This window comes from Mesorhizobium sp. M0058 (genome assembly GCF_040323095.1).
Taxonomy (GTDB): domain Bacteria; phylum Pseudomonadota; class Alphaproteobacteria; order Rhizobiales; family Rhizobiaceae; genus Mesorhizobium.
The window spans coordinates 161,160-183,427 of the sequence record NZ_JAMYUQ010000012.1; the positions used below are offsets into that span (position 1 = coordinate 161,160).

The 22,268-nt window shown below is 62.8% G+C and carries 24 protein-coding genes; 14 read left to right on the forward strand and 10 right to left on the reverse strand.

Annotated features, from left to right (window positions below):
* Position 1: 1 nt before the first annotated feature.
* A complete protein-coding gene (locus tag NKJ75_RS21835) occupies positions 2–805 on the forward strand; it encodes an ATP-binding cassette domain-containing protein (RefSeq protein ID WP_352500178.1) in 804 nt (267 codons plus the stop codon).
* A 320-nt stretch (positions 806–1,125) separates the two neighbouring features.
* On the opposite strand, the gene NKJ75_RS21840 is transcribed toward NKJ75_RS21835, so the two are convergent.
* On the reverse strand, positions 1,126–1,311 hold the full coding sequence (locus NKJ75_RS21840; protein WP_023750996.1) for a hypothetical protein: 186 nt from the start codon (positions 1,309–1,311) through the stop codon (positions 1,126–1,128).
* Positions 1,312–1,621: 310 nt separating this feature from the next.
* Here NKJ75_RS21840 and NKJ75_RS21845 point away from each other — a divergent pair, with 310 nt between their 5' ends.
* The 4 genes from NKJ75_RS21845 to NKJ75_RS21860 all read left to right on the forward strand — a co-directional run bounded on the left by NKJ75_RS21845 (position 1,622) and on the right by NKJ75_RS21860 (position 4,813).
* On the forward strand, positions 1,622–1,981 hold the full coding sequence (locus NKJ75_RS21845; RefSeq protein WP_023672096.1) for a septal ring lytic transglycosylase RlpA family protein: 360 nt from the start codon (positions 1,622–1,624) through the stop codon (positions 1,979–1,981).
* Positions 1,982–2,233: 252 nt separating this feature from the next.
* Positions 2,234–3,511 carry a polyhydroxyalkanoate depolymerase gene (locus NKJ75_RS21850; protein WP_352500179.1) on the forward strand — a complete coding sequence of 426 codons (1,278 nt, stop codon included), beginning with the start codon at positions 2,234–2,236 and terminating at the stop codon, positions 3,509–3,511.
* A 192-nt stretch (positions 3,512–3,703) separates the two neighbouring features.
* Positions 3,704–4,321: a transglutaminase-like cysteine peptidase gene (locus NKJ75_RS21855; RefSeq protein ID WP_023752821.1), complete on the forward strand. Its 618-nt coding sequence runs from the start codon at positions 3,704–3,706 to the stop codon at positions 4,319–4,321.
* A gap of 285 nt (positions 4,322–4,606) precedes the next feature.
* Positions 4,607–4,813, forward strand: a complete 207-nt coding sequence (locus NKJ75_RS21860) for a hypothetical protein (protein WP_023672099.1) — start codon at positions 4,607–4,609, stop codon at positions 4,811–4,813.
* A gap of 95 nt (positions 4,814–4,908) precedes the next feature.
* Here NKJ75_RS21860 and NKJ75_RS21865 read toward each other — a convergent pair whose 3' ends face one another.
* The 4 genes from NKJ75_RS21865 to NKJ75_RS21880 all read right to left on the reverse strand — a co-directional run bounded on the left by NKJ75_RS21865 (position 4,909) and on the right by NKJ75_RS21880 (position 7,676).
* Positions 4,909–5,277 (reverse strand): helix-turn-helix domain-containing protein, encoded by a 369-nt coding sequence (locus tag NKJ75_RS21865; protein WP_023672100.1) that lies wholly within the window; start codon positions 5,275–5,277, stop codon positions 4,909–4,911.
* Positions 5,277–5,795, reverse strand: coding sequence for a Smr/MutS family protein (locus tag NKJ75_RS21870; RefSeq protein ID WP_023672101.1), 519 nt, complete (start codon positions 5,793–5,795; stop codon positions 5,277–5,279). The genes NKJ75_RS21865 and NKJ75_RS21870 overlap by 1 nt, the downstream gene beginning before the upstream one ends.
* Positions 5,792–6,892 carry a murein transglycosylase A gene (gene mltA / locus NKJ75_RS21875; protein WP_023714415.1) on the reverse strand — a complete coding sequence of 367 codons (1,101 nt, stop codon included), beginning with the start codon at positions 6,890–6,892 and terminating at the stop codon, positions 5,792–5,794. Before mltA ends, NKJ75_RS21870 begins: the two co-directional genes overlap by 4 nt.
* A gap of 79 nt (positions 6,893–6,971) precedes the next feature.
* The gene (locus tag NKJ75_RS21880) at positions 6,972–7,676 is read right to left on the reverse strand and encodes a Tim44/TimA family putative adaptor protein (RefSeq protein WP_023672103.1); all 705 of its coding nucleotides are present in this window, start codon (positions 7,674–7,676) and stop codon (positions 6,972–6,974) included.
* A gap of 196 nt (positions 7,677–7,872) precedes the next feature.
* Between NKJ75_RS21880 and NKJ75_RS21885 the strand changes: the two genes are divergently transcribed.
* Positions 7,873–8,373, forward strand: coding sequence for an FxsA family protein (locus NKJ75_RS21885; protein WP_352500180.1), 501 nt, complete (start codon positions 7,873–7,875; stop codon positions 8,371–8,373).
* 139 nt (positions 8,374–8,512) lie between these two features.
* Positions 8,513–9,013 (forward strand): protein-export chaperone SecB, encoded by a 501-nt coding sequence (gene secB / locus NKJ75_RS21890; protein ID WP_023672105.1) that lies wholly within the window; start codon positions 8,513–8,515, stop codon positions 9,011–9,013.
* Positions 9,014–9,285: 272 nt separating this feature from the next.
* Here the strand turns inward: secB and dnaQ are convergent, their stop codons facing one another.
* From dnaQ to NKJ75_RS21915, 5 genes are all read right to left on the reverse strand, one after another.
* Positions 9,286–9,990, reverse strand: coding sequence for a DNA polymerase III subunit epsilon (dnaQ, locus tag NKJ75_RS21895; protein WP_023728728.1), 705 nt, complete (start codon positions 9,988–9,990; stop codon positions 9,286–9,288).
* Positions 9,991–10,115: 125 nt separating this feature from the next.
* Positions 10,116–10,700, reverse strand: coding sequence for a dephospho-CoA kinase (coaE, locus tag NKJ75_RS21900; RefSeq protein WP_352500207.1), 585 nt, complete (start codon positions 10,698–10,700; stop codon positions 10,116–10,118).
* A gap of 27 nt (positions 10,701–10,727) precedes the next feature.
* Entirely contained in the window at positions 10,728–11,555 is an 828-nt protein-coding gene (locus tag NKJ75_RS21905) for a shikimate dehydrogenase (RefSeq protein WP_352500181.1), read from the reverse strand.
* Entirely contained in the window at positions 11,548–12,147 is a 600-nt protein-coding gene (locus tag NKJ75_RS21910; RefSeq protein WP_023685039.1) for a Maf-like protein, read from the reverse strand. Before NKJ75_RS21910 ends, NKJ75_RS21905 begins: the two co-directional genes overlap by 8 nt.
* 58 nt (positions 12,148–12,205) lie before the next feature.
* Complete coding sequence (locus NKJ75_RS21915) at positions 12,206–13,144, reverse strand: pyruvate, water dikinase regulatory protein (protein WP_502903907.1); 939 nt, start codon at positions 13,142–13,144, stop codon at positions 12,206–12,208.
* A gap of 283 nt (positions 13,145–13,427) precedes the next feature.
* Between NKJ75_RS21915 and hemE the strand changes: the two genes are divergently transcribed.
* The 7 genes from hemE to rsmG all read left to right on the forward strand — a co-directional run bounded on the left by hemE (position 13,428) and on the right by rsmG (position 22,234).
* Entirely contained in the window at positions 13,428–14,459 is a 1,032-nt protein-coding gene (gene hemE / locus NKJ75_RS21920; RefSeq protein ID WP_352500183.1) for a uroporphyrinogen decarboxylase, read from the forward strand.
* The gene (gene hemJ, locus NKJ75_RS21925; RefSeq protein ID WP_352500184.1) at positions 14,459–15,001 is read left to right on the forward strand and encodes a protoporphyrinogen oxidase HemJ; all 543 of its coding nucleotides are present in this window, start codon (positions 14,459–14,461) and stop codon (positions 14,999–15,001) included. The genes hemE and hemJ overlap by 1 nt, the downstream gene beginning before the upstream one ends.
* Before the next feature lie 163 nt (positions 15,002–15,164).
* Positions 15,165–16,430 carry a transcription termination factor Rho gene (rho, locus tag NKJ75_RS21930; protein WP_023672113.1) on the forward strand — a complete coding sequence of 422 codons (1,266 nt, stop codon included), beginning with the start codon at positions 15,165–15,167 and terminating at the stop codon, positions 16,428–16,430.
* Between the two features lie 155 nt (positions 16,431–16,585).
* Complete coding sequence (gene yddG / locus NKJ75_RS21935; protein WP_352500185.1) at positions 16,586–17,512, forward strand: aromatic amino acid exporter YddG; 927 nt, start codon at positions 16,586–16,588, stop codon at positions 17,510–17,512.
* A 466-nt stretch (positions 17,513–17,978) separates the two neighbouring features.
* The gene (gene mnmE / locus NKJ75_RS21940) at positions 17,979–19,301 is read left to right on the forward strand and encodes a tRNA uridine-5-carboxymethylaminomethyl(34) synthesis GTPase MnmE (RefSeq protein ID WP_352500186.1); all 1,323 of its coding nucleotides are present in this window, start codon (positions 17,979–17,981) and stop codon (positions 19,299–19,301) included.
* A gap of 429 nt (positions 19,302–19,730) precedes the next feature.
* Positions 19,731–21,605 (forward strand): tRNA uridine-5-carboxymethylaminomethyl(34) synthesis enzyme MnmG, encoded by a 1,875-nt coding sequence (gene mnmG, locus NKJ75_RS21945; protein WP_352500187.1) that lies wholly within the window; start codon positions 19,731–19,733, stop codon positions 21,603–21,605.
* On the forward strand, positions 21,602–22,234 hold the full coding sequence (gene rsmG / locus NKJ75_RS21950; RefSeq protein WP_352500188.1) for a 16S rRNA (guanine(527)-N(7))-methyltransferase RsmG: 633 nt from the start codon (positions 21,602–21,604) through the stop codon (positions 22,232–22,234). The genes mnmG and rsmG overlap by 4 nt, the downstream gene beginning before the upstream one ends.
* Positions 22,235–22,268 lie beyond the last annotated feature (34 nt).

Consider the following 22,268-nt stretch of genomic DNA (forward strand, 5'->3'; position numbering starts at 1 on the left):
GATGCCAACCGCCAGCCTGACCGCCATCCGTTCCTTCGTCGCCGCGCCGGAACCGTCACGGCCGGAGGAGGCCGTCGAAAGGCAGCGCGCCTTTGCCTTCAAGGGCGTGGAAAAGCGCTTTGGCGACAAGGTCGTGCTCGACGGCATCGATCTCGATGTGCCCGTCGGACAGTTTGTGGCCGTCATCGGCAAGAGCGGCTGCGGCAAGAGTACGCTGTTGCGGCTGCTGGCCGGGCTCGATCGGCCAACCGCTGGATCCCTTACATTCGGGCCGGAGGCGAAGGCCGGCGCCGGGGAAGAGAGCCGCTTCATGTTCCAGGAGCCGCGGCTGTTGCCCTGGGCCAGCGTGGTGAAAAACGTCGAGGTCGGGCTGACCGGGCTTGCCACCGGTGCGGAAGCCAGGCGGCGCGCGCTCGCCATCCTGGGTGAAGTCGGCCTCGCCGACCGCGCCGACGAATGGCCCTCGGTGCTGTCGGGCGGCCAGAAGCAGCGCGTGGCGCTGGCGCGCGCCCTGATCGGCCAGCCTCGGATCCTGGCGCTCGACGAGCCGCTCGGCGCGCTCGATGCGCTGACCCGCATCGAAATGCAGCAGCTTCTGGAACGCATCTGGCTGGAGCAAAAATTCACCGCGGTGCTGGTCACGCATGACGTCGCCGAGGCGGTTGCGCTCGCCGACCGGGTGGTGGTGATCGAGGACGGCCGCATCGCGCTCGATCTCGACGTGTCGGTGGCGCGGCCGCGCCGGCGCGGTTCGGTCGAGCTTGCCAGGCTGGAGGGCAGGATTCTGGATCAGCTGTTCGGGTAGTGCTGTCGCGGGCAGGGCATTCTATCCGAACCGGATAGATAGGTAACAGAATGGACCGGCAATATGGGGTGGCTGTTTTCTTGCTCGCCGGGTTGGCCCTGTTTGCGACTGCGGGTTTGACCAGCGCCTTCCCCCACTCCGTCACCGCTTCGCGGCGCCACCTCTCCCCCCTCCGGAGGGAGAGGAAGGGAGCCAGGCCGCATAAGTTCGCGCCCCTGCAAGGCTCGCGCCTTTCCTCTCCCCCGTCGATCGGGGGAGAGGTGTCGAGCGAAGCTCGACGGAGTGGAGGTCGATCTGTGGCGGTCGACTTTCGTCGCAACTCACCCCGGCGAACGGCTCGCCCATACCAGCCCGGCGAAACCGACCAGCATGGTCACGATGCCGATATAGAGCCATTGCGACTGGCCGGTCATGAAGCTGCCGCCGACCACGCCAATGCCTTGCAGCGACCACAGCGCGCCGATGGCCAGTACGATCAGAGCCAGCAGATATTTGAACAGTCTCATCGTTGGAATCCCTTTTCAAAGTCGATCGTCAACTGCGCCATGACCGTGACGACAGAGCGAAAGGACGGCGCCCAATCGCGCTCTCTTCTACTTGTACTATAGCGTCCTGCCTTGCTCACGGAATCTGTGAAACAGCTCGCAATATCGCCGGCGATACGGCCGCGCCACACGAAAGATGCCTGACAAACTGTTTCCCAGCGACTCCAAACGTGTGCCGGTGCCACGGAACTGCCCGATGCTTGCCGCATTTCCTGCCTTATTCGACACTTAACGGCTGGGGTCTGTCGAAAACGGAGCCAATCCCCCCAACATGAAGAAAACAAACCAGACCGCGCTTGTCGCGGTAACGATCGCGGCTGGCCTGATGGTCGGTGCATCCGCCTCCTCCGCCGCTGGCCAGTGCGGCCGCGCCTCCTGGTACGCACTGCATTCCAGGACCGCCAATGGCGAACGCATGAACCCGTCGGCGCTGACCGCCGCGCACCGCAGCCTGCCTTTCGGCACCAAGTTGAAAGTGACCAACCAGAATAATGGCCGCAGCGTCATCGTGCGCATCAACGACCGCGGCCCGTTCATCAAAGGGCGCGTGCTCGATCTGTCCAAGGGCGCCGCCGGCCAACTCGGCTTCATCGGCTCCGGCCATACCTCGGTGTGCATGGCGCGCGTCTAGATCTGTCCAAGTCCGGCCCGATCGGGCCGGACACATCCTGCCCCGTCGTCCAACAGCCTTGCATTTTGCAGTGCACATTGAGCCGGCTGCACCCGCCCAACGCGGTTTCTCAAGGCCTTGGACGAAAGATTGGCATATGTCACGCCACGTGACGTATTGCATCGCAGCAATATCTTGTTAACCTCCGCGCGAGACATTCAAGGCTCGGCGCTGTCCGTCGTCCCTTCGGTCACGGCAGCTGCGGAGTACCTGATGTTCTACCAGCTCTATGAAATGAACCATGCCGCCCTGCAGCCCGCGCGGCTTTATGCCGATGCAGTGCGGCTGTTCTACACCAACCCGCTCAATCCGTTTTCGCATACGCCGTGGGGCCGCTCGGTCGCCGCCACCGCCGAACTGTTCGAGCGCACGACGCGCCGCTACAGCAAGCCGCATTTCGGCCTGAGCAAGACCGTGGTCGACTGGAAGAGCGTCGAGGTCAGCGAAAAGACGGTGTGGTCGAAGCCGTTCTGCAATCTTACCCGCTTCGAGCGGTCGGTGCCCGCCGGGCGAAAGGCCGACCCCAAGCTTCTCATTGTGGCGCCGATGTCGGGCCATTATGCGACGCTGCTGCGCGGCACGGTCGAGGCGATGCTGCCCTATGCCGACGTGCACATCACCGACTGGGTCGATGCCCGCATGGTGCCGGTGACTGACGGCCATTTCGACCTCGACGATTATATCGACTACATCATCGACATGCTGCATGCGCTGGGGCCGGACACCCATGTGATGGCGGTGTGCCAGCCTTCGGTGCCGGTGCTGGCAGCGGTGGCGCTGATGGAAAAGCGCGGCGATCCCTTCGTGCCCTCGACCATGACCTTGATGGGCGGGCCGATCGACACCCGCCGCAATCCGACCGCGGTCAATCTTCTGGCCAAGGAAAAGGGCATCGACTGGTTCCGCGACAACGTCATCATGCACGCGCCCTGGCCGGTGCCGGGCTTCGGCCGCGAAGTCTATCCGGGCTTCCTGCAGCTGTCGGGCTTCATGAGCATGAACCTCGACCGGCACATCACCGCCCACAAGGACTTCTTCATGCACCTGGTCAAGCATGACGGCGACAGTGCCGAGAAGCACCGCGATTTCTACGACGAATATCTGGCGGTGATGGACCTGACGGCGGAATTCTATCTGCAGACCGTCGACACGGTGTTCGTGCGCCATGCGCTGCCCAAGGGCGAGATGACGCATCGCGGCGAGGTGGTCGACACCAAGGCGATCCGCAATGTCGCGCTGTTCACGGTCGAAGGCGAGAACGACGACATTTCCGGCCTCGGCCAGACCCAGGCCGCGCATGATCTCTGCCCCAACATCCCGGCTGACCGGCATGCGCATTACATGCAGCCGGCCGTCGGCCATTACGGCGTCTTCAACGGGTCGCGATTCCGCTCGGAAATCGTTCCGCGCATCGTCGATTTCATCACAAGCTACGGCCGCCAAACACGCGTAGCGGTGAAACCCAAGCTGGTCCGCTCCGCCAAAGGCTGAGGCTCGATCCGGCTGCAGAGTGCATTGCCCGCAGCAGCGGGGCGATTTTGCGCGCCACAGGCGTTCTGTTGCACAATAGACGCTGTTGGGCGGGCGCGGGTAACCATGCCGAAGAATCTGGCTCCCCCGATAATTGACACGGAGTGTAAATCCCCTTTAACCTTTCGTTAACAACAAGGGCGAACGGGGACAATGACTTCCTCACCGATAGCACGGACGCTGCGCTTGTGGGCGGCAGCAGGGCTGGCGATCTCTGCGTGCTGGGCAGTGCCGGCACTTGCAGGCGGCGCCATGGCGACGGGCGGCATGACCTCGCAGCCGATCGGCCACTATGATTTCTGTAAAACCCAGCCCGGCGAATGCTCGATCCGGCCGAGCAACCTCAACCCCGCCGCGATGACCGACGCCTTCATGCGCAAGCTGATCAACGTGACGTCAAGGGTCAACGCCGCCGTCAAGCCGATGAGCGACTACGACATCTATGGCAAGGACGAGGTCTGGGCCTATCCCGACAAGGGCGTCGGCGATTGCGAAGACTATGTGCTGGAAAAGCGCCGCCAGCTCTCGCGCTCTGGCGTGTCGCTGGCCGATCTCTTGATCACCGTCGTGCGCAAGCCGGACGGCGAAGGCCATGCCGTGCTGACGGTGCGCACCGACAAGGGCGACTACGTCCTCGACAATCTGACCGACAAGGTGAAGATCTGGGACGCCACCGGCTATCGCTTCCTCAAGCGGCAGGCCATCGACAACACCGGCCGCTGGGTCTCGATCCGCGGCGGCCAGCAGGTACTGGTCGGCGCGGTTCAGTAAGGACACGACGCTTTCGAACGAGCGGGATATCGGCCCGCGCGCCATCTTCAGGATGAGTCAGCGCCGCCCCTCATCAACGCTGCGGAATAGGTGCCGGCGCAGCGGCTATCTCCCTTCCCCCGTCACTACGGGGAGAAGGTGCCGGCAAGCGGATGAGGGCAGCGCTGCCCTCGAAATCTTATCTCTCGAAACGCCTCCTCAAAAAATTTCGCTACCTGCGTGAACCAAACCGTCTCCAGCGGCGACACACAGCCGTAAACAGAAACCCAACCATGGAGACTTCAAATGACTGCTTTCCTGCGTAATGCTTTCCTCGCCGCCATCGCGGTATCGTCCCTGGCCGGATCCGCTATGGCCGACCAGACCGGCTGCGCCAAGAACAACCAGTGGGGCAATCGCTGTTGCGATCTCACCTCGGACTGCCTGGGTGGCGGTCGCGGCGGCGATCATGACAGCACTGGCGGTCGTGGCGGCCAGGCCGGCGCGAAGTAATCTCGCTATATGCCCGCTGGCTAACGGCCGGCGGGCATCGCCTTCAGGATGAAATGCCGGCGCTATTGATGAGCATTCGTGGCCTTGGCGCCGCCCTACTTACGCCGCTCCAGTGCCGCCCGGATCGAGCCGGTGATGCGGGCAAGCTCGGCTTCGTCCAGCTTCTCGATGTTTTCGGCCAGGAGATTGGCCAACTCGGTGGCGGCAGGACTGAGGCCGGACGTATCGAGTCTCACCCGCGGATGTGAGGCCTCGGCCAGACGCGCCAGCTCTTCGGCATCGTCCCAGATGACGTTGAAATAGCCGATGATCTTCTGGATCAGCGTCCAGGTCGGCGCACCGCGGCGGCCATGTTCCAGCGCCGACAGATAGGCGGCGCTGACTCCGATCGCCTGCGCCATGTCCTTCTGGCGCAAGCCGCGCTCGGCTCGAAGCGCCCGCAGTTTTTCGCCGAACGGCGTCATCAGCGGGTTCGCCTGAGCCGAACGTAGAGCGCGCCCGAACCGCCGTGGTTGCGGGCGGCGTGATCGTGGCTGGAGACCAGCGGCCGGAAGGCAGGCGTCGACAGCCAGGCAGGCACGGCGCGCCGCAAGACGCCGTCGCCGCCCGACGACGACCCTTTTCCCGTAATGACGAGGACATAGCGGATGCCGCCGGCATGGGCCCGGTGCAGGAACGAAAACAGCAGCGAATAGGCCTCGTCCTGGGTCATGCCATGCAGATCGACGCGGCCTTCGATCGGCAGCCGGCCCTTCTTCAGCTTGTCCAATGTCGGCTCGTCCAGCGCGTGCGATACATGCTGCGCCTTCGGCTTGGCGGCGAGGACCGGACCGACAGCGACCGGCGTCTGTGCCGGCTTGGGGTCTACGACGATGTCGGGAATCTCGACCGCGGTCCGGCCCTTCAGCGGTCGGGCGGTGCGCGCCACCAGGTTCCACAGCACCCGATCGTCTTCGTTGAGTTTATCGGGGCGCTTGCTCATCGATTCGATTCCGAAACGAGAGCGCCTGGAACCAAGGCATAGAAATCGGCCGCATTGCGAACGACGCCGGCGATCTCGCCGGCCGCATCGCCGGAGCCGGCGAACAGATCGCCCCGCGCCGCTCCGATGATGGCCGAGCCGGTGTCCTGCGCAATCATCAGCCGCCGGAACGGTTTTCCGTCGAAGGCGGTCAGCGACGGAGCGTCGATGTAGAAGGGGGTACCGAATGTGTGCAGCAGCCGGTCGACCGCGAGCGAACGGCCGGGCGTCAACGGCACCTTGGCGGCGGCGATTGGACCGGATGCGGCATCGTCGACATCGGCTTCGCGAAAGAAGATGTAGGAGCGGTTCTGCCAGAGGATCTCGTCGACGCGATCCGGATGCGCCCTGAACCAGGCGCGGATAGACTGCATCGTCACTTTTTCCAGTGGGATTTCGCCGAGTTCGGCGAGAATCTTCCCCGGACCGCTGAAACGTTGGCCGGATTTGGCGGCGTAGGTGACGCGGCAAAGCCGGCCGTCGGTCATCTTCAGCCTGGCCGCACCTTGCACATGGATGAAGAAGACGTCGACCTTGTCGGCAAGCCAGGCGATTTCCAGGCCTTGGCCGGCCAGCGCGCCTCTCTCGATCTCACTGCGGTCGAAATACTCCACCAGGCCCTGCGGCGTATCGCGTGCGAAGGCGAGATAGTCGTCCATCCCTCGAGGACGGTTGGCGTCATCGATGTCGACGAGGTCGGCCGGCCGCTCCAGTAGCGGCACCGTGAATTCATCCGTGCGCACTGGTGAGGCCTCGACCTCCGGCTCGTAGAAGCCGGTGACCAGGCCGGGGTTTTCGGATCGAATCTGGACTGGGGCGAAATGGCGCTCGAAAAAACCCTTGGCCGCCGACCGATTCGCCGGCGAAACGGTGCGCGCCTCGTCATAAGCGCCGGCAAACGCGTCGAACCGGACGCCCAACGAACCGGTGCGGTAGGGCTTGTTCAGGACATGAAAGGCCGAACGGCGGAAGGCTTCGAAAGCGGGCAGATGGTCATCGGAATTCCAACCGGGAAGATCATCGAAGGACTTTTCCACGAAAAGCGGCGAGAGCGACACCTCAGCCTCGCCACTGCCCATGTTTGCCTGCATGTCGCTATCCCAAAAAAGCTGCCCGCATCGGGCGACATGCATAGGCTCAGTCTTCTTCCTCGGTGGCGACCAGCTTCCAGTTCGGATCGCGCGAGCGTGTGTCGCGGGCGAAGGTCCAGACATCCTTGACCTCGGCCACCGTCTCGGGATCGCCATCGATGACCGCACCCGCCTTGTCGCGGGTCGCCGAAATCAGTTCGCTCACGATGCGCAGCGTGATGTGGGCCTCGCCGCCCTTCATCTCGGCCGAGACGATGTCGGCCTTGTCGATGCCGACGAAGGAGGACTGGATCTTTTCGGCTTTCGCCTCGCGGTCGCCAATCGCGGCAACGAAGCCGTCAAAAACCTCGCGCGACAACAGGTTCTTCAGCGTTTTTCGGTCGCCATCGGCATAGGCCATGACGATCATCTCATAAGCCATCTTGGCGCCGTCGACGAAGACTTTGGGGTCGAAGGAGGGATCATTATCCTTGATCGCGCGCAGGCCCTTGTTGAGGTCGGTGTCGGGCTTGGCGAAGGCATCGATGGCCGCATAGGTCTCGGCAGCCGTCTCGCCCGGCATGCGCTTGCGCGGCAGCGAAACCACATTTTCGGGCTTCTGGGTCGCGTCCTTCTCGGTGCGGCTGGCCGTGTACGGATCGAAGGGCGGGCGCTCGCTGCCCGTGCGGCGGCCAAGCACGTTGCGCAGCTGGAAAAAGATCACCACCGCCGCAATCAGAAAGAAAATGGTGCCGAAGTCGAAGAATCCCATATCTTTCGCCAATCAATCCCTGACCTGGCCGGGACCGCCAGCCAATCGGGCGGCGGTCGCATGGCGTTAAACATGCAAAGCATATAGAACGCATGGCGCAATCATTCAAATCAAAGGCAGGCATACCTATCTAACGGCCTCAGTGCCAGCGGCGATTATGCGCCGCCCGGCAAACATGGAAACGATCGGTCAAGACTTGCGCATTTCCTTCCTTCCTCTGTTCCTGCTTGCGCTGCCGCTGCTGGAAATCGCCGGTTTCGTCATTGTCGGCCGCGAGGTCGGGGCGCTGGCGACGGTCGGCCTGGTGCTGGCTTCAAGCATTGCCGGCGTGCTTCTGCTCCGGCACCAGGGTTTTGGCGTCATGGCGCGGGTCCGCGCCGAGATGGCCGGCGGCGGCGACCCCAGCCGCCAGCTCGCGCATGGCGCCATGATCGTGGTCGCCGCGATCCTGTTGATCATCCCTGGCTTCATTACCGATATTGTCGGTCTGCTGCTGTTCCTGCCGCCGGTGCGCGACCTTGCCTGGCGCAGGCTCAAGGGCCGCATCGTCGTCGCGACCGATTTCACCGCCGGCGGTTTTCGCGGCAGGTCGCGCGACAAGGTCATCGACCTCGACGACGGCGACTATTCGCGCGAGGACGATTTCAAGCGCGGTCCCGACCATAACTCGCCGTGGCGCCGCCTGAAGGACGACTGAACGTCACCTTGCCAACGACTGACTATTGACCCCTTCCGGCCTGAAGGCGGCAAACCTTGTCTTGTCTTGCCGACCATGCTAGCCAACGCCCGATTTCAATTCGGTCAGCGCTGCTGTCCAGGCAAAAGGAACAAGGCTCATGGCCAGCAAAGATGACGCGCCGGTCGGCGCCGCCAACGGCAACGGCGAAACGGCGCAGCCGTCGCTCAACGTGCTTGCCCAGTATGTGAAGGACCTGTCCTTCGAAAGCCCCGGCGCGCCGAACTCGCTGCGCGGCCGCGACAAGGCCCCAGGCATTGCGATCAATGTCAATGTCAATGCCAACCCGCTCTCCGACAAGCAGTTCGACGTCAATCTGACCTTGAACGCCAAGGCGTCCTTCGACCAGGAAGTGCTGTTCAATGTCGAACTGGTCTATGGCGGCGTCTTCGCCATCGCCGGCTTCCCGCAGGAGCACATGCTGCCGATCCTGTTCATCGAATGCCCGCGGCTTTTGTTCCCGTTCGCCCGCCAGATCATCGCCGAAGCCACCCGCAATGGCGGCTTCCCGCCCCTGATGCTCGACCCGATCGATTTTGCCCAGATGTTCCAGCAGAAGCTGGCCGAGGACCAGGCGGCATCGAAGGTCAAGGTGAGCTGAAGGCAAGCGTCACGCGCATGAGTTGAAAGCCCGGCTTCGTGCCGGGCTTTTAGTATACTGAGATGCTGGCGGGACAGCACGCCCTCTGCCTTGCTAGGCATCTCCCCCTAAGGGGTCCCTAAGGGGGGAGATTGGCCGTCATCGCGACCTTCGCCAAATTTAGACGTTGCAGGAATGGGCTGGAGCGGCGAAGCTGCTGATCTCCCCCCTTGAGGGGGAGATGGCCGGCAGGCCAGAGAGGGGAGTGACGGAACGCTACCTCCGCGATCCGTTCACCCCGCCGCCACCTTCAGCCACAGCGCCTTTTCGCCCAGCGTCGCCACCAGCCCCGCATGCGCCGCTCGCTCGCCTTCAGTCAGGCGCGGCGGCAGGGCGATTGGCCTGACGGCGATCGAGATGTCGATGTCGGCAACGTCGCCATTGCTGTTGAGCTGCACCACGACCGCGTCGAGGACAAGTGCGGCCTGCTTGCCGCCGATGAGTTCGATGTAGACTTCGGCCAGGAGCTCGGAATCGAGCAGCGCGCCGTGCTTGGTGCGGTGGCCGTTGTCGATGCCGTAGCGGCGGCAGAGCGCGTCGAGCGAATTGGGTCCCATAGGGTGCTTGCGCCGCGCCAGCGCCAGCGTGTCGACGACGCGCCCGGTGTCTATGGCCGGCTGGCCGAGCCGCCCGAATTCCGTGTTGAGGAAGCCGATGTCGAAATTGGCGTTGTGGGCGACGAGCTTGGCGCCGTCGGTGAAGGCGAGCCATTCCTCGGCGATTTCGGCAAAGGTCGGCTTGCCGACGAGGTCGGCGGCGCTGATGCCGTGCACGGCTTGCGCCTCGACATGGACGGCGCGCCCCTGCGGATTGATGAATTTGTGGAAGGTGCGGCCGGTCGGGAAGCGGTTCACCAGCTCGACGCCACCAAGCTCGATGATGCGGTCGTCGCGCATGTCGAGTCCGGTGGTTTCGGTATCGAAAATGATCTCACGCATAGAATCAACCCACTCCTGGAGGAGTAGAATCATGGAGCGGAACAAAATGGCAATGGGCAATGCCGACAGCCTGCCGTCAGGAGCCTGATGGGCGCGACTTATCCCCCAGGAGTTAGCAGGCGAGTTCAGCGCCCTGAGAGCTCGGCAATGATCGCGCCGACCGCGGTGCGGGCGGCGTCCATGCCTTCGCCGGTGTCGATGACGAAATCGGCCTGCCGGCGCTTTTCGGCGTCGGGCACCTGCTTGGCCAGGATTGCCGCCAGCTTTTCCTCACTCATGTCAGGACGCGCCAGCACGCGGGCGCGCTGGATATCGGCCGGCGCGGTGACGACGACGACCTTGTCGACACGGTTGCGGCCGCCGGTTTCGAACAGCAGCGGAATGTCGAGCACGACGAGCGGCGCGCCGGCGGCGCGGTGCCTTGCCAGAAAGGCATCGGCATCGGCCCGCACCAGCGGATGGACGATCGCCTCCAATGTCTTCAGCGCAGCAGCGTTGCCGAGCACGCGGCGCGCCAACTCGGTGCGGTCGACCGAACCGGCAATCACGGTGCCGGGAAAGGCCGCCTCGACGAGAGGTGCTGCCTTGCCGGCATAGAGGCGATGCACGGTCTCGTCGGAATCATGCACCGGCACGCCGGCGTCGACGAACATCTTCGCCGTGGTCGACTTGCCCATGCCGATCGATCCGGTGAGGCCAAGCACGATCATCATTTGGCGCCCATCATTTGCAACCCATCATTTGGCGAGGATGTCGGCGACGATCATCTGCCGCAGTTCGGCAGTGACCTGCGGCATCTTGCCGAACCAGCGTTCGAAACCGGGCACAGCCTGGTGCAACAGCATGCCGAGCCCGTCGACCGTCTTCAAATTTCTCGCGCGGGCAGCGGCAAGCAGCGGTGTTTCCAGCGGCACATAGACGATGTCTGCGACAATGGCGTGAGCTGGCAGGCCGGCCGGATCGGCGGCCAGCGTCGCATCGCCATGCATGCCAAGTGCCGTCGTGTTGATCAGCAAGCCGGCATCGCCAAGCAAGTCGCCGACCGCGCCATGCGCCGAGACGCCGGCCCCGAAGCGGTCGGCGAGTTCCTGCGCCCGCGCCAATGTGCGGTTGACGATGCGGATATCTTTGATGCCGCGCGATTTAAGCGCGTGGATGACCGCGCGCGACGCGCCACCGGCGCCGAGCACCACGGCCGGAGCGTTTCTCTCCCAGCCCGGGGCATGCTCGTCGAGATTGCCGGCAAAGCCGATCCAGTCCGAATTGCCGCCCCACAGCACGCCGTCGTCCAGCCACAGCATGTTGACCGCGCCGATCATCTCCGCCGCCTCGTCGCGGCGTTCGACCTGGGCGAAGGCGGCTTCCTTGTGCGGGATGGTGACGTTGCCGCCTTGATAGCCATTGGCCTCGAGCGATGAGAGGAACTCGGGAAAATCGGCCGGCGCGACATCGATCGCACGGTAGCTGCCGTCGATGCCGTATGTATTCAGCCAATAGCCGTGGATCTTCGGCGAGCGCGAATGCGCGATCGGATGGCCGGTGACGAAAGCTTTTTTCTCAACCATCGATGGCTCCGAGCGCACGCAATTCCGCCAGCACCGGTAACAGCGGCAGGCCGACAATGGTGAAATAATCGCCTTCGATCTTTTCGAACAGCTGGATGCCTTCGCCCTCGATCTGGTAGGCGCCGACGCTCGACAGCGCCTTGGCGCCGACGCGGGCCAGGTGCCGGCCGACGAAGGCCGGATCGAGCTTGCGCATGGTAAGGCTGGCGATGCCGACATGGCGCCACAGCACCTTGCCGTTGCGGCAGAGCACGGCGGCGCTGTTCAACTGATGCGTCTTGCCTGACAGCGCCAACAGATGGCGGCGGGCGCCTTCCATGTCGGCCGGCTTGTGGAACACTTCATCTCCCAGTGACAAAGTCTGGTCGCAGCCGAGCACCAGGGCGCCCGGTCTGCGTTCGCTGACCTCGGTCGCCTTGGCTTCGGCGAGTATCAGGGCGACATCTTCCGGCGACACACCGCTGTCCTGCAACGGCGCCTCGAGCGCACGCTCGTCGACATCGGCAGGCACCGCTTCGATGCCGAGCCCGGCATTGATGAGCATTGCTTTGCGGAACGGGCTGCCGGAGGCAAGGATGATTTTTTCGGTCATGGGTTCTGGGCCTGGTCGATTGTGGTTGATCGGGGCAGGAGGTCGCGTTGCCATCCCATCATCTATTCTTCCCCCGCAGGGCAACAATGGCTGCCGCGGTCTCTTCGATCGAACGGCGGCTGACGTCTATCATCGGCCAATTGTGGCGGGTGCAGATCTGGCGGGCATAGGCGAGCTCTTCGGCGATCGAGGCATGGTCGACATAATCGGTCGCTTCGTAGGTGCTGCTGTTGCCGAGCACGCGGTTCTGCCGGACATGCGAGATGCGTTCGGCGGTGGCGATCAGCCCGACGATCAGCGGCTTGGTGGCAGCGACCAGGCTTTCGGGCACGGGCACGCCGAGCACGATCGGGATGTTGGCGGTCTTGATGCCGCGGTTGGCGAGATAGATGCTGGTCGGCGTCTTCGATGTCCTGGAAATACCGATCAGCACGACATCGGCGTCGTCCATGTTGAGCGGCAGCTGGCCGTCATCATGCTCCATCGTAAAATTGAGTGCGTCGATACGGTGGAAATAATCGGCGTCGAGCACATGCTGGGCGCCGACGCGGCGGCCGGCCGGCGTGCCGAGATAGGACTGGAAGACGGTGAGGACCGGCTCCAGCACCGAAACGCAGGGCAGCCCCATGGTGGCGCAGCGCTCGTCAATACCGCGCGCCAGCTTCTGGTCGACGACGGTGTAGAGGATGATGCCCGGTTCCTCCTCTATGTCCTCGAAGACTTTCGCCACCTGCTTTTCGGTGCGGATGAGCGGATAGATATGCTCTATGGCGCGCGCATCCTTGTATTGCGCCGAGGCGGCTCGGCCGGCTGCCAGCAGCGTCTCGCCGGTGGCGTCGGAAATCAGGTGCAGATGAAAGAAGCTCTGGGGTTTGTTCACAGGGGGCGCCTCAGGCTGTGGGCTTGTGTGGATAAACCGGGGCCGCAAAGGCGACCGGCTGGAGGCGACTGTATCAGAAGGCCAGTTGTCCACAATTCGATGCGCTGTCAGCTTCACTGTGCGGTTGGGGACAAATCTGGGGACGGGCGTTTTTGCCAGCGCTTCATCCACAGAGGCGGTTTTTCAGCGGCTACGCCAAACCATTGACTCCAGTGATGGAATCCTGGTCATCCACACTCATTGCCAATCCCGCGGAAGAAACACGCGACAAAATGCTGGCTGGCCTTTTCCAAGGCAAAGCGGGACAGGTGACAACCACCGATACCAACAGACTCTTAGAATCAGAAGATTCTAGAAATAGACTATTCAATTATAGAGAAGGCAGGGAAGAGAGCGCTCAATGCCCGAGAACCGCATCGTGCTGGACGTGCTGAGAGGCGAGGCAGTGTTTCCGCCGCCGCTCTGGATGATGCGCCAGGCCGGGCGCTATTTGCCGGAGTACCGCGAGACCAGAAAGCGCGCCGGGTCCTTTCTCGATCTTTGCTACAATCCTGATCTGGCTGTCGAAGTGACGCTGCAGCCGATCGAGCGCTTCGGCTTCGATGCCTCGATCCTGTTCTCTGACATTCTGGTCGTGCCGCATGCGCTGGGACGCGATGTCCGCTTCGAGGAGGGCCGCGGGCCGCTGCTGACGCCAATCACTGCAGCTGAGATTTCGGCTCTCAACAGTGAAACGTTTCACGTGAATCTCGAACCGGTCTACGAAACGGTTCGCCGGCTGCGGGCAAGATTGCCTGACGAGACCACGCTGATCGGCTTCTGCGGCGCGCCGTGGACGGTGGCGACCTACATGATCGCTGGCCACGGCACACCCGACCAAGCGCCGGCGCGGCTGTTTGCCTATCGCGAACCGACGGCCTTCAAGCATCTCCTGAAAGTGCTCGCCGATCACTCCGCGGCCTATTTGATCCGCCAGATCGAAGCCGGTGCCGACGTGGTGCAGATTTTCGATTCCTGGTCCGGCGTGCTTGATGATGCGTCTTTCGAGCAGTTCTGCGTGCAACCGGTGGCGGAGATCGTCAGGCAAGTTCGTGCGGTTCATCGCGATGTTCCGATCATAGGCTTTCCCAAGGGCGCCGGCGCCCGCTACGAGACCTATCGTGAGAAGACCGGGGTGACGGGGCTGGGGATCGACTGGACCGTGCCCCTGTCGGTTGCGAACGAACTGCAGCATTCAGGGGCGGTCCAGGGCAATCTCGATCCCTTGCGGCTCGTGGCTGGCGGCAAAGCCCTGTCGGACGGCGTCGATGCGATCCTCAAGGCGCTGGGCGACGGACCGCTGATCTTCAATCTCGGCCATGGCATTACGCCGGAGACGCCGGTGGCGCATGTCGAGGCGATGGTGAAGCAGGTGCGGAGCGCGACACGCTGATGGCTCAATCGGATAATACGGGCGGCAACAGCACTCGTGGGGCGATGATGCGCATGACCATCGGCATCGGAGTGCTGGTTGTTCTCACCGCACTTTTGTTTTTCTTTGCGCCTGAGGGTTTCTATCCCTGGGCGAAGGCAATCCATATCCTGGCCGTCATCTCCTGGATGGCCGGCATGCTCTATCTGCCGCGATTGCTGGTCTACCACGCCGACGCAGAGAAGGGGTCCGTCCAATCGGAGACCTTCAAGGTGATGGAGCGGCGTCTGCTGCGCGGCATCATCAATCCGGCGATGATCGTCACCTGGGTGTTCGGGCTTTGGCTTGCCTGGAAAGTGTTTGGCTTTCACGGCGGCTGGCTGCACGCCAAGATGGGCTTGGTGCTGTTGCTGTCGGGCGTGCATGGCTATCTGGCCGGTGCTGTCAGGAAATTCGCCGAGGACCGCAATGAAAAACCGGCGCGGCACTGGCGAATCGTCAACGAGATCCCCACATTGCTGATGATCGCCATCGTCATCCTGGTTATCGTCAAGCCGTTCTAGGCCCATTTCGGTCGACAAAACGCAGCTTGCTCTTTCCCCCGACCGACGATAAAAGACGGGTCTTCCTTCCCGTCATGCGCCGCCCTTGATTGCTTTCGGCCGCGCCCGGCATTTATCGCATCCAGCCGATATATTTTCCCCAAAGCAGATTCAGAGTCCGTCTATGCAAGAAATGAAACTCGCAGAGTTCAAGAACAAGAAGCCGCCAGAGCTGATCGCCTATGCCGAATCGCTCGAAGTGGAAAACGCCAGCGTCATGCGCAAGCAGGAACTGATGTTTGCCATCCTGAAGAAACTGGCCGCCCAGGACGTCGAGATCATCGGCGACGGTGTGGTCGAGTTGCTGCAGGACGGTTTCGGCTTCCTGCGCTCAGCCAACGCCAATTATCTGCCGGGTCCCGACGATATCTACATCTCGCCCTCGCAGATCCGCCGCTTCTCCTTGAAGACCGGCGATACCGTCGAAGGGCCGATCCGCAGCCCAAAAGAGGGCGAGCGCTATTTCGCCCTTCTCAAGGTCAACACGATCAATTTCGACGATCCCGAAAAGATCCGTCACAAGATCCATTTTGACAATCTGACGCCGCTCTATCCGACCAAGCGGCTGAAGATGGAGATCGACAATCCGACCGGCAAGGACATCTCGTCGCGGGTGATCGACCTGGTGGCGCCGATCGGCAAGGGACAGCGCGCGCTCATCAACGCGCAGCCGCGTACCGGTAAAACGGTGCTGATGCAGAATATCGCCCACTCGATCACGGCCAATCATCCGGAATGCTATCTGATCGTACTTCTGATCGACGAACGGCCAGAAGAAGTGACCGACATGCAGCGTTCGGTGAAGGGCGAGGTCGTGTCCTCGACCTTTGACGAACCGGCGGTGCGCCACGTCCAGGTCGCCGAAATGGTCATCGAAAAGGCCAAGCGCCTGGTCGAGCATGGCCGCGACGTCGTTATTCTGCTCGATTCGATCACCCGCCTCGGCCGTGCCTACAACACCGTTGTGCCGTCCTCCGGCAAGGTGCTGACCGGCGGTGTCGACGCCAACGCGCTGCAGCGGCCGAAGCGCTTCTTCGGCGCGGCCCGCAACATCGAGGAAGGCGGCTCGCTGACGATCATCGCCACCGCGCTGATCGACACCGGCAGCCGCATGGACGAAGTCATCTTCGAAGAGTTCAAGGGCACCGGCAACTGCGAAATCCAGCTCGACCGCAAGGTCGCCGACAAGCGCATCTACCCGGCCATGGACATCTTGAAGTCAGGCACCCGCAAGGAGGACCTGCTGGTCTCCAAGCAGGATCTGCAGAAGATCTTCGTCCTGCGCCGCATCCTGGCGCCGATGGGAACCACCGACGCGATCGAGTTCCTGATAGACAAGCTGAAGCAGACCAAGACCAACGCCGATTTCTTCGATTCAATGAACACGTAAGCAGTTTCACCGGATCATCGGTCATGCATGAAACCGGGACGGGGTTTTTCATTGCGGGGGCAAACAGGTCGCATTTCCGACAGGGCGTGGCCTTGGGCGGCAATTTCCATCGCCGTCGTCATGCGAGTAATCCCGTCTCGAAGATCGGAGGCCGCATGAAGAAAACAATCCCGACCCTGATCGGCTTCTCGGCCATTCTGACATGGTCGTTCCTGGCGCTGCTTTCGACTGCGGCTGGACCGATTCCGCCCTTTCAGCTGGCGGCGATGACGTTTCTGCTTGGCGGGTTGGCCGGCGCGTCGAGCTGGCTTGTCCGTCCGGCGGCGACCAAGTCGCTGCGCCAGCCGTGGCAGGTCTGGGCGCTCGGCACAGCGGGGCTGTGCATCTATCACTGCGCCTATTTCTTCGCCATCCAGTCGGCGCCGCCGGTCGAGGTCAGCCTGATCGCCTATCTCTGGCCGTTGCTGATCGTCGTCTTTGCCGCCTTCCTGCCTGGAGAAAAGCTTAGGGCCCATCACATCGCCGGCGTCGTGCTCGGCCTTGCCGGCGCCATTGTGGTGATCACCAAGGGCGGCACGATCGGACTGGCCAATGGTGTGATGAAGGGGCATGTCATCGCGCTGTTCTGCGCTTTCATCTGGGCCGGCTATTCGGTTCTATCGCGCCGCTTTGGCAAGGTGCCGACCGATGTCGTCGCCGGTTACTGCTTCATCACCGCTGCGGTCGCCTTGGTGCTGCACCTGACGCTTGAGGCTACCGTCTGGCCACAGACGGCGACGCAGTGGAGCGCCATCGTCATCTTGGGCGTAATACCGCTAGGCGCGGGCTTTTACGCCTGGGACTATGGCTGCAAGCACGGCGACATCATGATCCTCGGCGCCCTCTCCTATGCCGCGCCCCTCTTCTCGGTCCTCGTGCTTCTGCTGGCAGGCTTTGGTGTGTTTCACTGGTCGGTGGCTGTTGCTTGCATCCTGATCACGGTCGGAGCGGTGGTCGCAGCCAAGGATTTGCTGTTCCGGCCGCGGCCGCCATCCATTGATGTGAAGCCGCTTCCTTCGGCGTTGGACGGAAACACGGGTTGAGCTACCGGCGTCGCAGCAGCGGCTCGGTTCCTACGGAATCCGTCGCCACCGGCATGATAGCGGTGCATAGCCCCGGTCTGCCGTCGGCGGCCGGATGCCACTGGCCAATGTTAAGTCGATTCGCATCCGTCCCAATCGGGCGACGATCGGCGTGACGCGGGTCGGGATTTCCGATTCGCAACCGGAACGAGGCTTTCCCCATGGGGAGATGGGCTCCAGCTTCACGGTTCCGGGCCAGGAACAGGTGTTAACGATGCCGGCCAGCCGTAGGGCTTGCTGGCCCGCCCAGAACTGCTTGGCGTCGGGATTAGGACCCGCCTGCTCGCACATGGATGACAAGGCGGCTATACAGATTTGGTAATCCGGTCGCTCTCGCGATCGACCTTGATATTGACGGACAGCCGGTTCATGACGGCCGCGACACTGTGGGATTGTTGACACCTAGGCGACCGGTGAGAACGGGCAAATGATTTCGGGCGATTCGATCGTTGCGCTTTCCAGCGGGCGCCTGCCCGCCGGCATCGCTGTCATCCGCATTTCCGGACCGAGGACTCGATTCGTTGTCGAAACGGTGGCTGGTGGCACGGTCAAGGACCGGTGTGCGACCCTGCGCAAGCTCCGAACGGTGGACGGGTCGCTTATCGACAACGGCCTGGTGCTGTTTTTTCCTGGGCCGAACAGTTTTACCGGCGAGGATGTCGCCGAGTTCCACGTCCATGGCGGCCGCGCCGTCGCCGGCAAGATGCTGGAGATCGTCGCCGGCTTTGACGGCCTGCGTCATGCGGAGCCTGGGGAATTTACGCGCCGGGCTCTTCTCAACGGCAAGCTGGATCTGGTCGAGACGGAGGCGTTGGCCGATCTGGTCAACGCCGAAACCGAAGCGCAGCGGCGCTTTGCCGTGCAGAATGCCGAAGGAGTGCAAAGCGAACTCTATCTTGGCTGGCGCCATCGCCTGATCCATGCACGGGCCATGATCGAGGCGGAAATCGACTTCGCCGACGAAGACGACGTGCCCGGTTCCGTTTCGGACACGGTTTGGTCCGATGTGCGCGCAATGGTGGGGGAGATCGGCCGGCATGTCGATGGCTTCCATGCCGCCGAGATCATCCGTGACGGGCTTGAGGTTGTCATCCTCGGTGCACCGAACGCCGGCAAATCCAGCCTGTTCAACGCGCTGGCCAGGCGTGAGGCGGCGATTGTTACCGACGAGCCCGGCACGACGCGGGACTTGCTCGAAGTGGTGCTGGATGTCCACGGAGTGCGGGTCAGGGTAACCGACACCGCGGGCCTGCGCGAGGCGCCCGGCAAGATCGAAGCGATCGGTATCGAAAAGGCGCGGGCCAAGGCGCACACGGCTGACCTGGTGCTGTTGCTGGAAGATCTGGCGGACCCGAGTGCGATCGGCAACATGCCTGTCGAGGCCCCGGCCTTGAGAATCGGCACCAAGGTCGATCTCTTGAAAGGTTCGCCGCGATTGGAGGCGTATGATGCGTTGATCTCGACGGTGGACGGCACTGGGTTGGCTGAACTCCTGGCCGAGATCGGCAGGCGCGCCGCGGCTGCTATCGGCGATGCCGGTGACATCCTGCCGTCTCGGTTGCGGCATGTGGAGCTGCTCAATGAGACCAGACGCTTTCTGATCTCGGCTTTGTCGGGGCAAGAGCGCGGCCAGGAGCTGCGGGCGGAGGAGCTGCGTCTTGCGGCGGACCGGCTCGGCCGGATTGTCGGCGCGGTGGATGTCGAGGACCTGCTGGACGTAATCTTTTCGCAGTTTTGCATTGGAAAGTGACTCACGTGAAACAGGGGGGCGCGCTGTGTGAGTGACTCACGTGAAACACAGGGGGCCGCCCTAGTGCGTGTTTCACGTGAAATGAGGAGTTTGGCAAAAACGGCAAGTGCCGAAGGCCGGCCCCGCCCCTCATTGTCCTCCCGGGCATTTCTCACGTGCAGTGACGGGGAGAAAGATACTATTATCCAGGATTTCGCCAACCACCGAAACGCGCCAGCGCTTGAGCTCCTCCGTGTTCATCGGGAGAAGATGCCGGCAGGCAGATGAGGGGCAGCGCCAGCCGAGTAATTGTCGCCGCTTCCCTGACTCACGTGAAACACCTCTGCGGCTTTCAGCAATCCGTTCCCCGTGAACGAATCAACCTGCAATCCTTGACAGCGTCCTCTCGTGGGGACATGTGTCGGGAAATCTCTGAATCTGGAAGGGACAATGATCGATCACTATGATGTGGTTGTGGTGGGCGGTGGCCATGCCGGGTGCGAGGCTGCGAGCGCTGCCGCGCGCGCCGGTGCCAGGACCGCGCTGATCACGCTGCGCTTCGACACGATCGGTGTCATGTCCTGCAATCCGGCGATCGGCGGCCTCGGGAAGGGCCATCTGGTGCGTGAGATCGACGCCATGGACGGGCTGATGGGCCGCATCGCCGATGCTGCCGGCATCCAATTCCGCCTGCTTAATCGCCGCAAAGGCCCTGCCGTGCGCGGGCCGCGCACGCAGGCCGACCGCAAGCTTTACCGGCTGGCCATGCAGGAAGCGATTCGGCAGCAGAACGGTCTCGACGTCGTCGAAGGCGAAGTCTTGGATTTCGAGATCGAAGAAGGACGGATCGCCGCTGTGCTCCTGGCCGACGGGCGCCGGTTGGCGTGCGGTGCAGTCGTCCTGACCACCGGCACTTTTCTTCGCGGCCTCATCCACATTGGCGACAGGAAGATTGTCGCCGGGCGGATGAACGAGCAAGCGAGCCTTGGCCTGTCGGCGACGATGAGCCGCGCCGGTTTCGCGCTTGGACGGCTGAAGACCGGCACGCCGCCGCGGCTCGATGGCCGCACCATCGACTGGGCGTCGCTGGAAAGCCAGGCGGCCGACGAACATCCAGTGCCGTTCTCGCTGCTCACCGACACAATCAAGAATCCGCAAATCCATTGCGGCATCACGCGTACGACACCGGCGACGCACGAGCTGATCCGCGCCAATCTCGGCCGCTCCGCCATGTATTCCGGCTCGATAGAGGGAGTCGGACCACGCTATTGCCCGTCGATCGAAGACAAGATCGTCAAGTTCGGCGATCGCGAAGGCCACCAGATTTTCCTCGAGCCGGAAGGGCTGGACGACGACACGGTCTACCCCAATGGCATTTCGACCTCCCTGCCCGAAGACGTCCAGCTCGACATTCTGAGGACGGTCCCGGGCCTGGAGCGGGCGACCATGCTGCAGCCCGGCTACGCCATCGAATACGACCATGTCGATCCGCGCGAGTTGGAGCCGACGCTTGAGGCCAAACGTATTGCGGGGCTTTTCCTAGCCGGTCAGATCAACGGCACCACCGGTTATGAAGAAGCCGGAGCGCAGGGCCTGCTCGCCGGGCTCAACGCCGCGCGCAAGGCGGCGGCCGACGACCAAATCGTGCTCAGCCGCACCGAAGCCTATATCGGTGTGATGGTCGACGACCTCACCAGCCGCGGCATTGCCGAGCCCTACCGCATGTTCACTTCGCGGGCGGAGTTTCGCCTATCGCTGCGCGCCGACAATGCCGATGAAAGGCTTACGCCTCTGGCAAATCGGCTTGGTATCGTGTCGCCGGAGCGGACGCAGCGGTTCAATCAAGTCACACAGGATCTTGATAGGGCGCGCGAACTCGCAGTTGCGACGACGATGACGCCCAACGAAGCGGCGCGGCATGGGCTGGAGATCAACAGGGACGGCGTGCGCCGCTCCGCTTATGAATTGCTTGCTTATCCCGGCGTCGATATCGCTTGGCTGGCCCGTGTTGTGCCGGCCTTTGGCGCAATCGACCCCAAAACCGCCGAGCGGCTCGAAACGGAAGCGAAATATTCGGTTTACCTCGATCGCCAGCAGGCGGATGTCGGACAGATCCGCCGCGAGGAAAGCCGGCTGATCCCGGCGTCGGTGGATTTCGCCGATGTTCCTGGCCTGTCCAATGAGCTGAAGCAGAAGATGCTAACGCGTCAGCCCCGGTCGATCGCTGACGCGCAGCGTATGGAAGGCATGACGCCGGCGGCGCTGGCCATCATCGTCGCGCACGTCCGCAACGCCGAATCGGCCGCCCAAAGGGCCGTTGCGTGAGCGCTGCCTCATGGGCGAGCCTGCAAGAGGCCGCGGGACCGGTTTCACGTGAAACATTCGATCGGTTGGTGACGTTCGAACGGTTGTTCCTGAAATGGAACCGCAGCATCAATCTGGCCGCGCCGTCGACGCTGGACGATGTCTGGGGCCGCCATATTCTGGATAGCGCGCAGCTGGCGCGAATCGCACCGCGGGCCAAATGCTGGGCCGATCTCGGTTCGGGCGGCGGTTTTCCGGGCCTGGTATTGGCCTTCCTGCTGGTCGAACGCGATGGCGCGTCGATCGATCTGGTCGAGAGCAACCGCAAGAAAGCATCGTTTTTACAGGCGGTCATTGGCCAGTTCGGTTTGCCGGCACGGGTCGTCGCCCGGCGCATCGACGACAGCTATGCGCTTGTTTCCGCACCGGAAATCATCACGGCGCGGGCGCTTGCCGCGCTGCCGGCGCTGCTCGATCTGTCGGCGCCGTGGCTGACCAAGGGATCGCGGGCGCTGTTCCACAAAGGCCGGGATTACCGCTCCGAGGTGGAAGAAAGCACTCACCGCTGGGCTTTCGATCTGGTAGAACATCCGAGCATGACCGACGCCCATGGCGTCATCCTCGAAGTGACCGATCTGCGGACGGCGTAAGCTCTCCTTCGCAACCTTGGCGACGCAATGAATA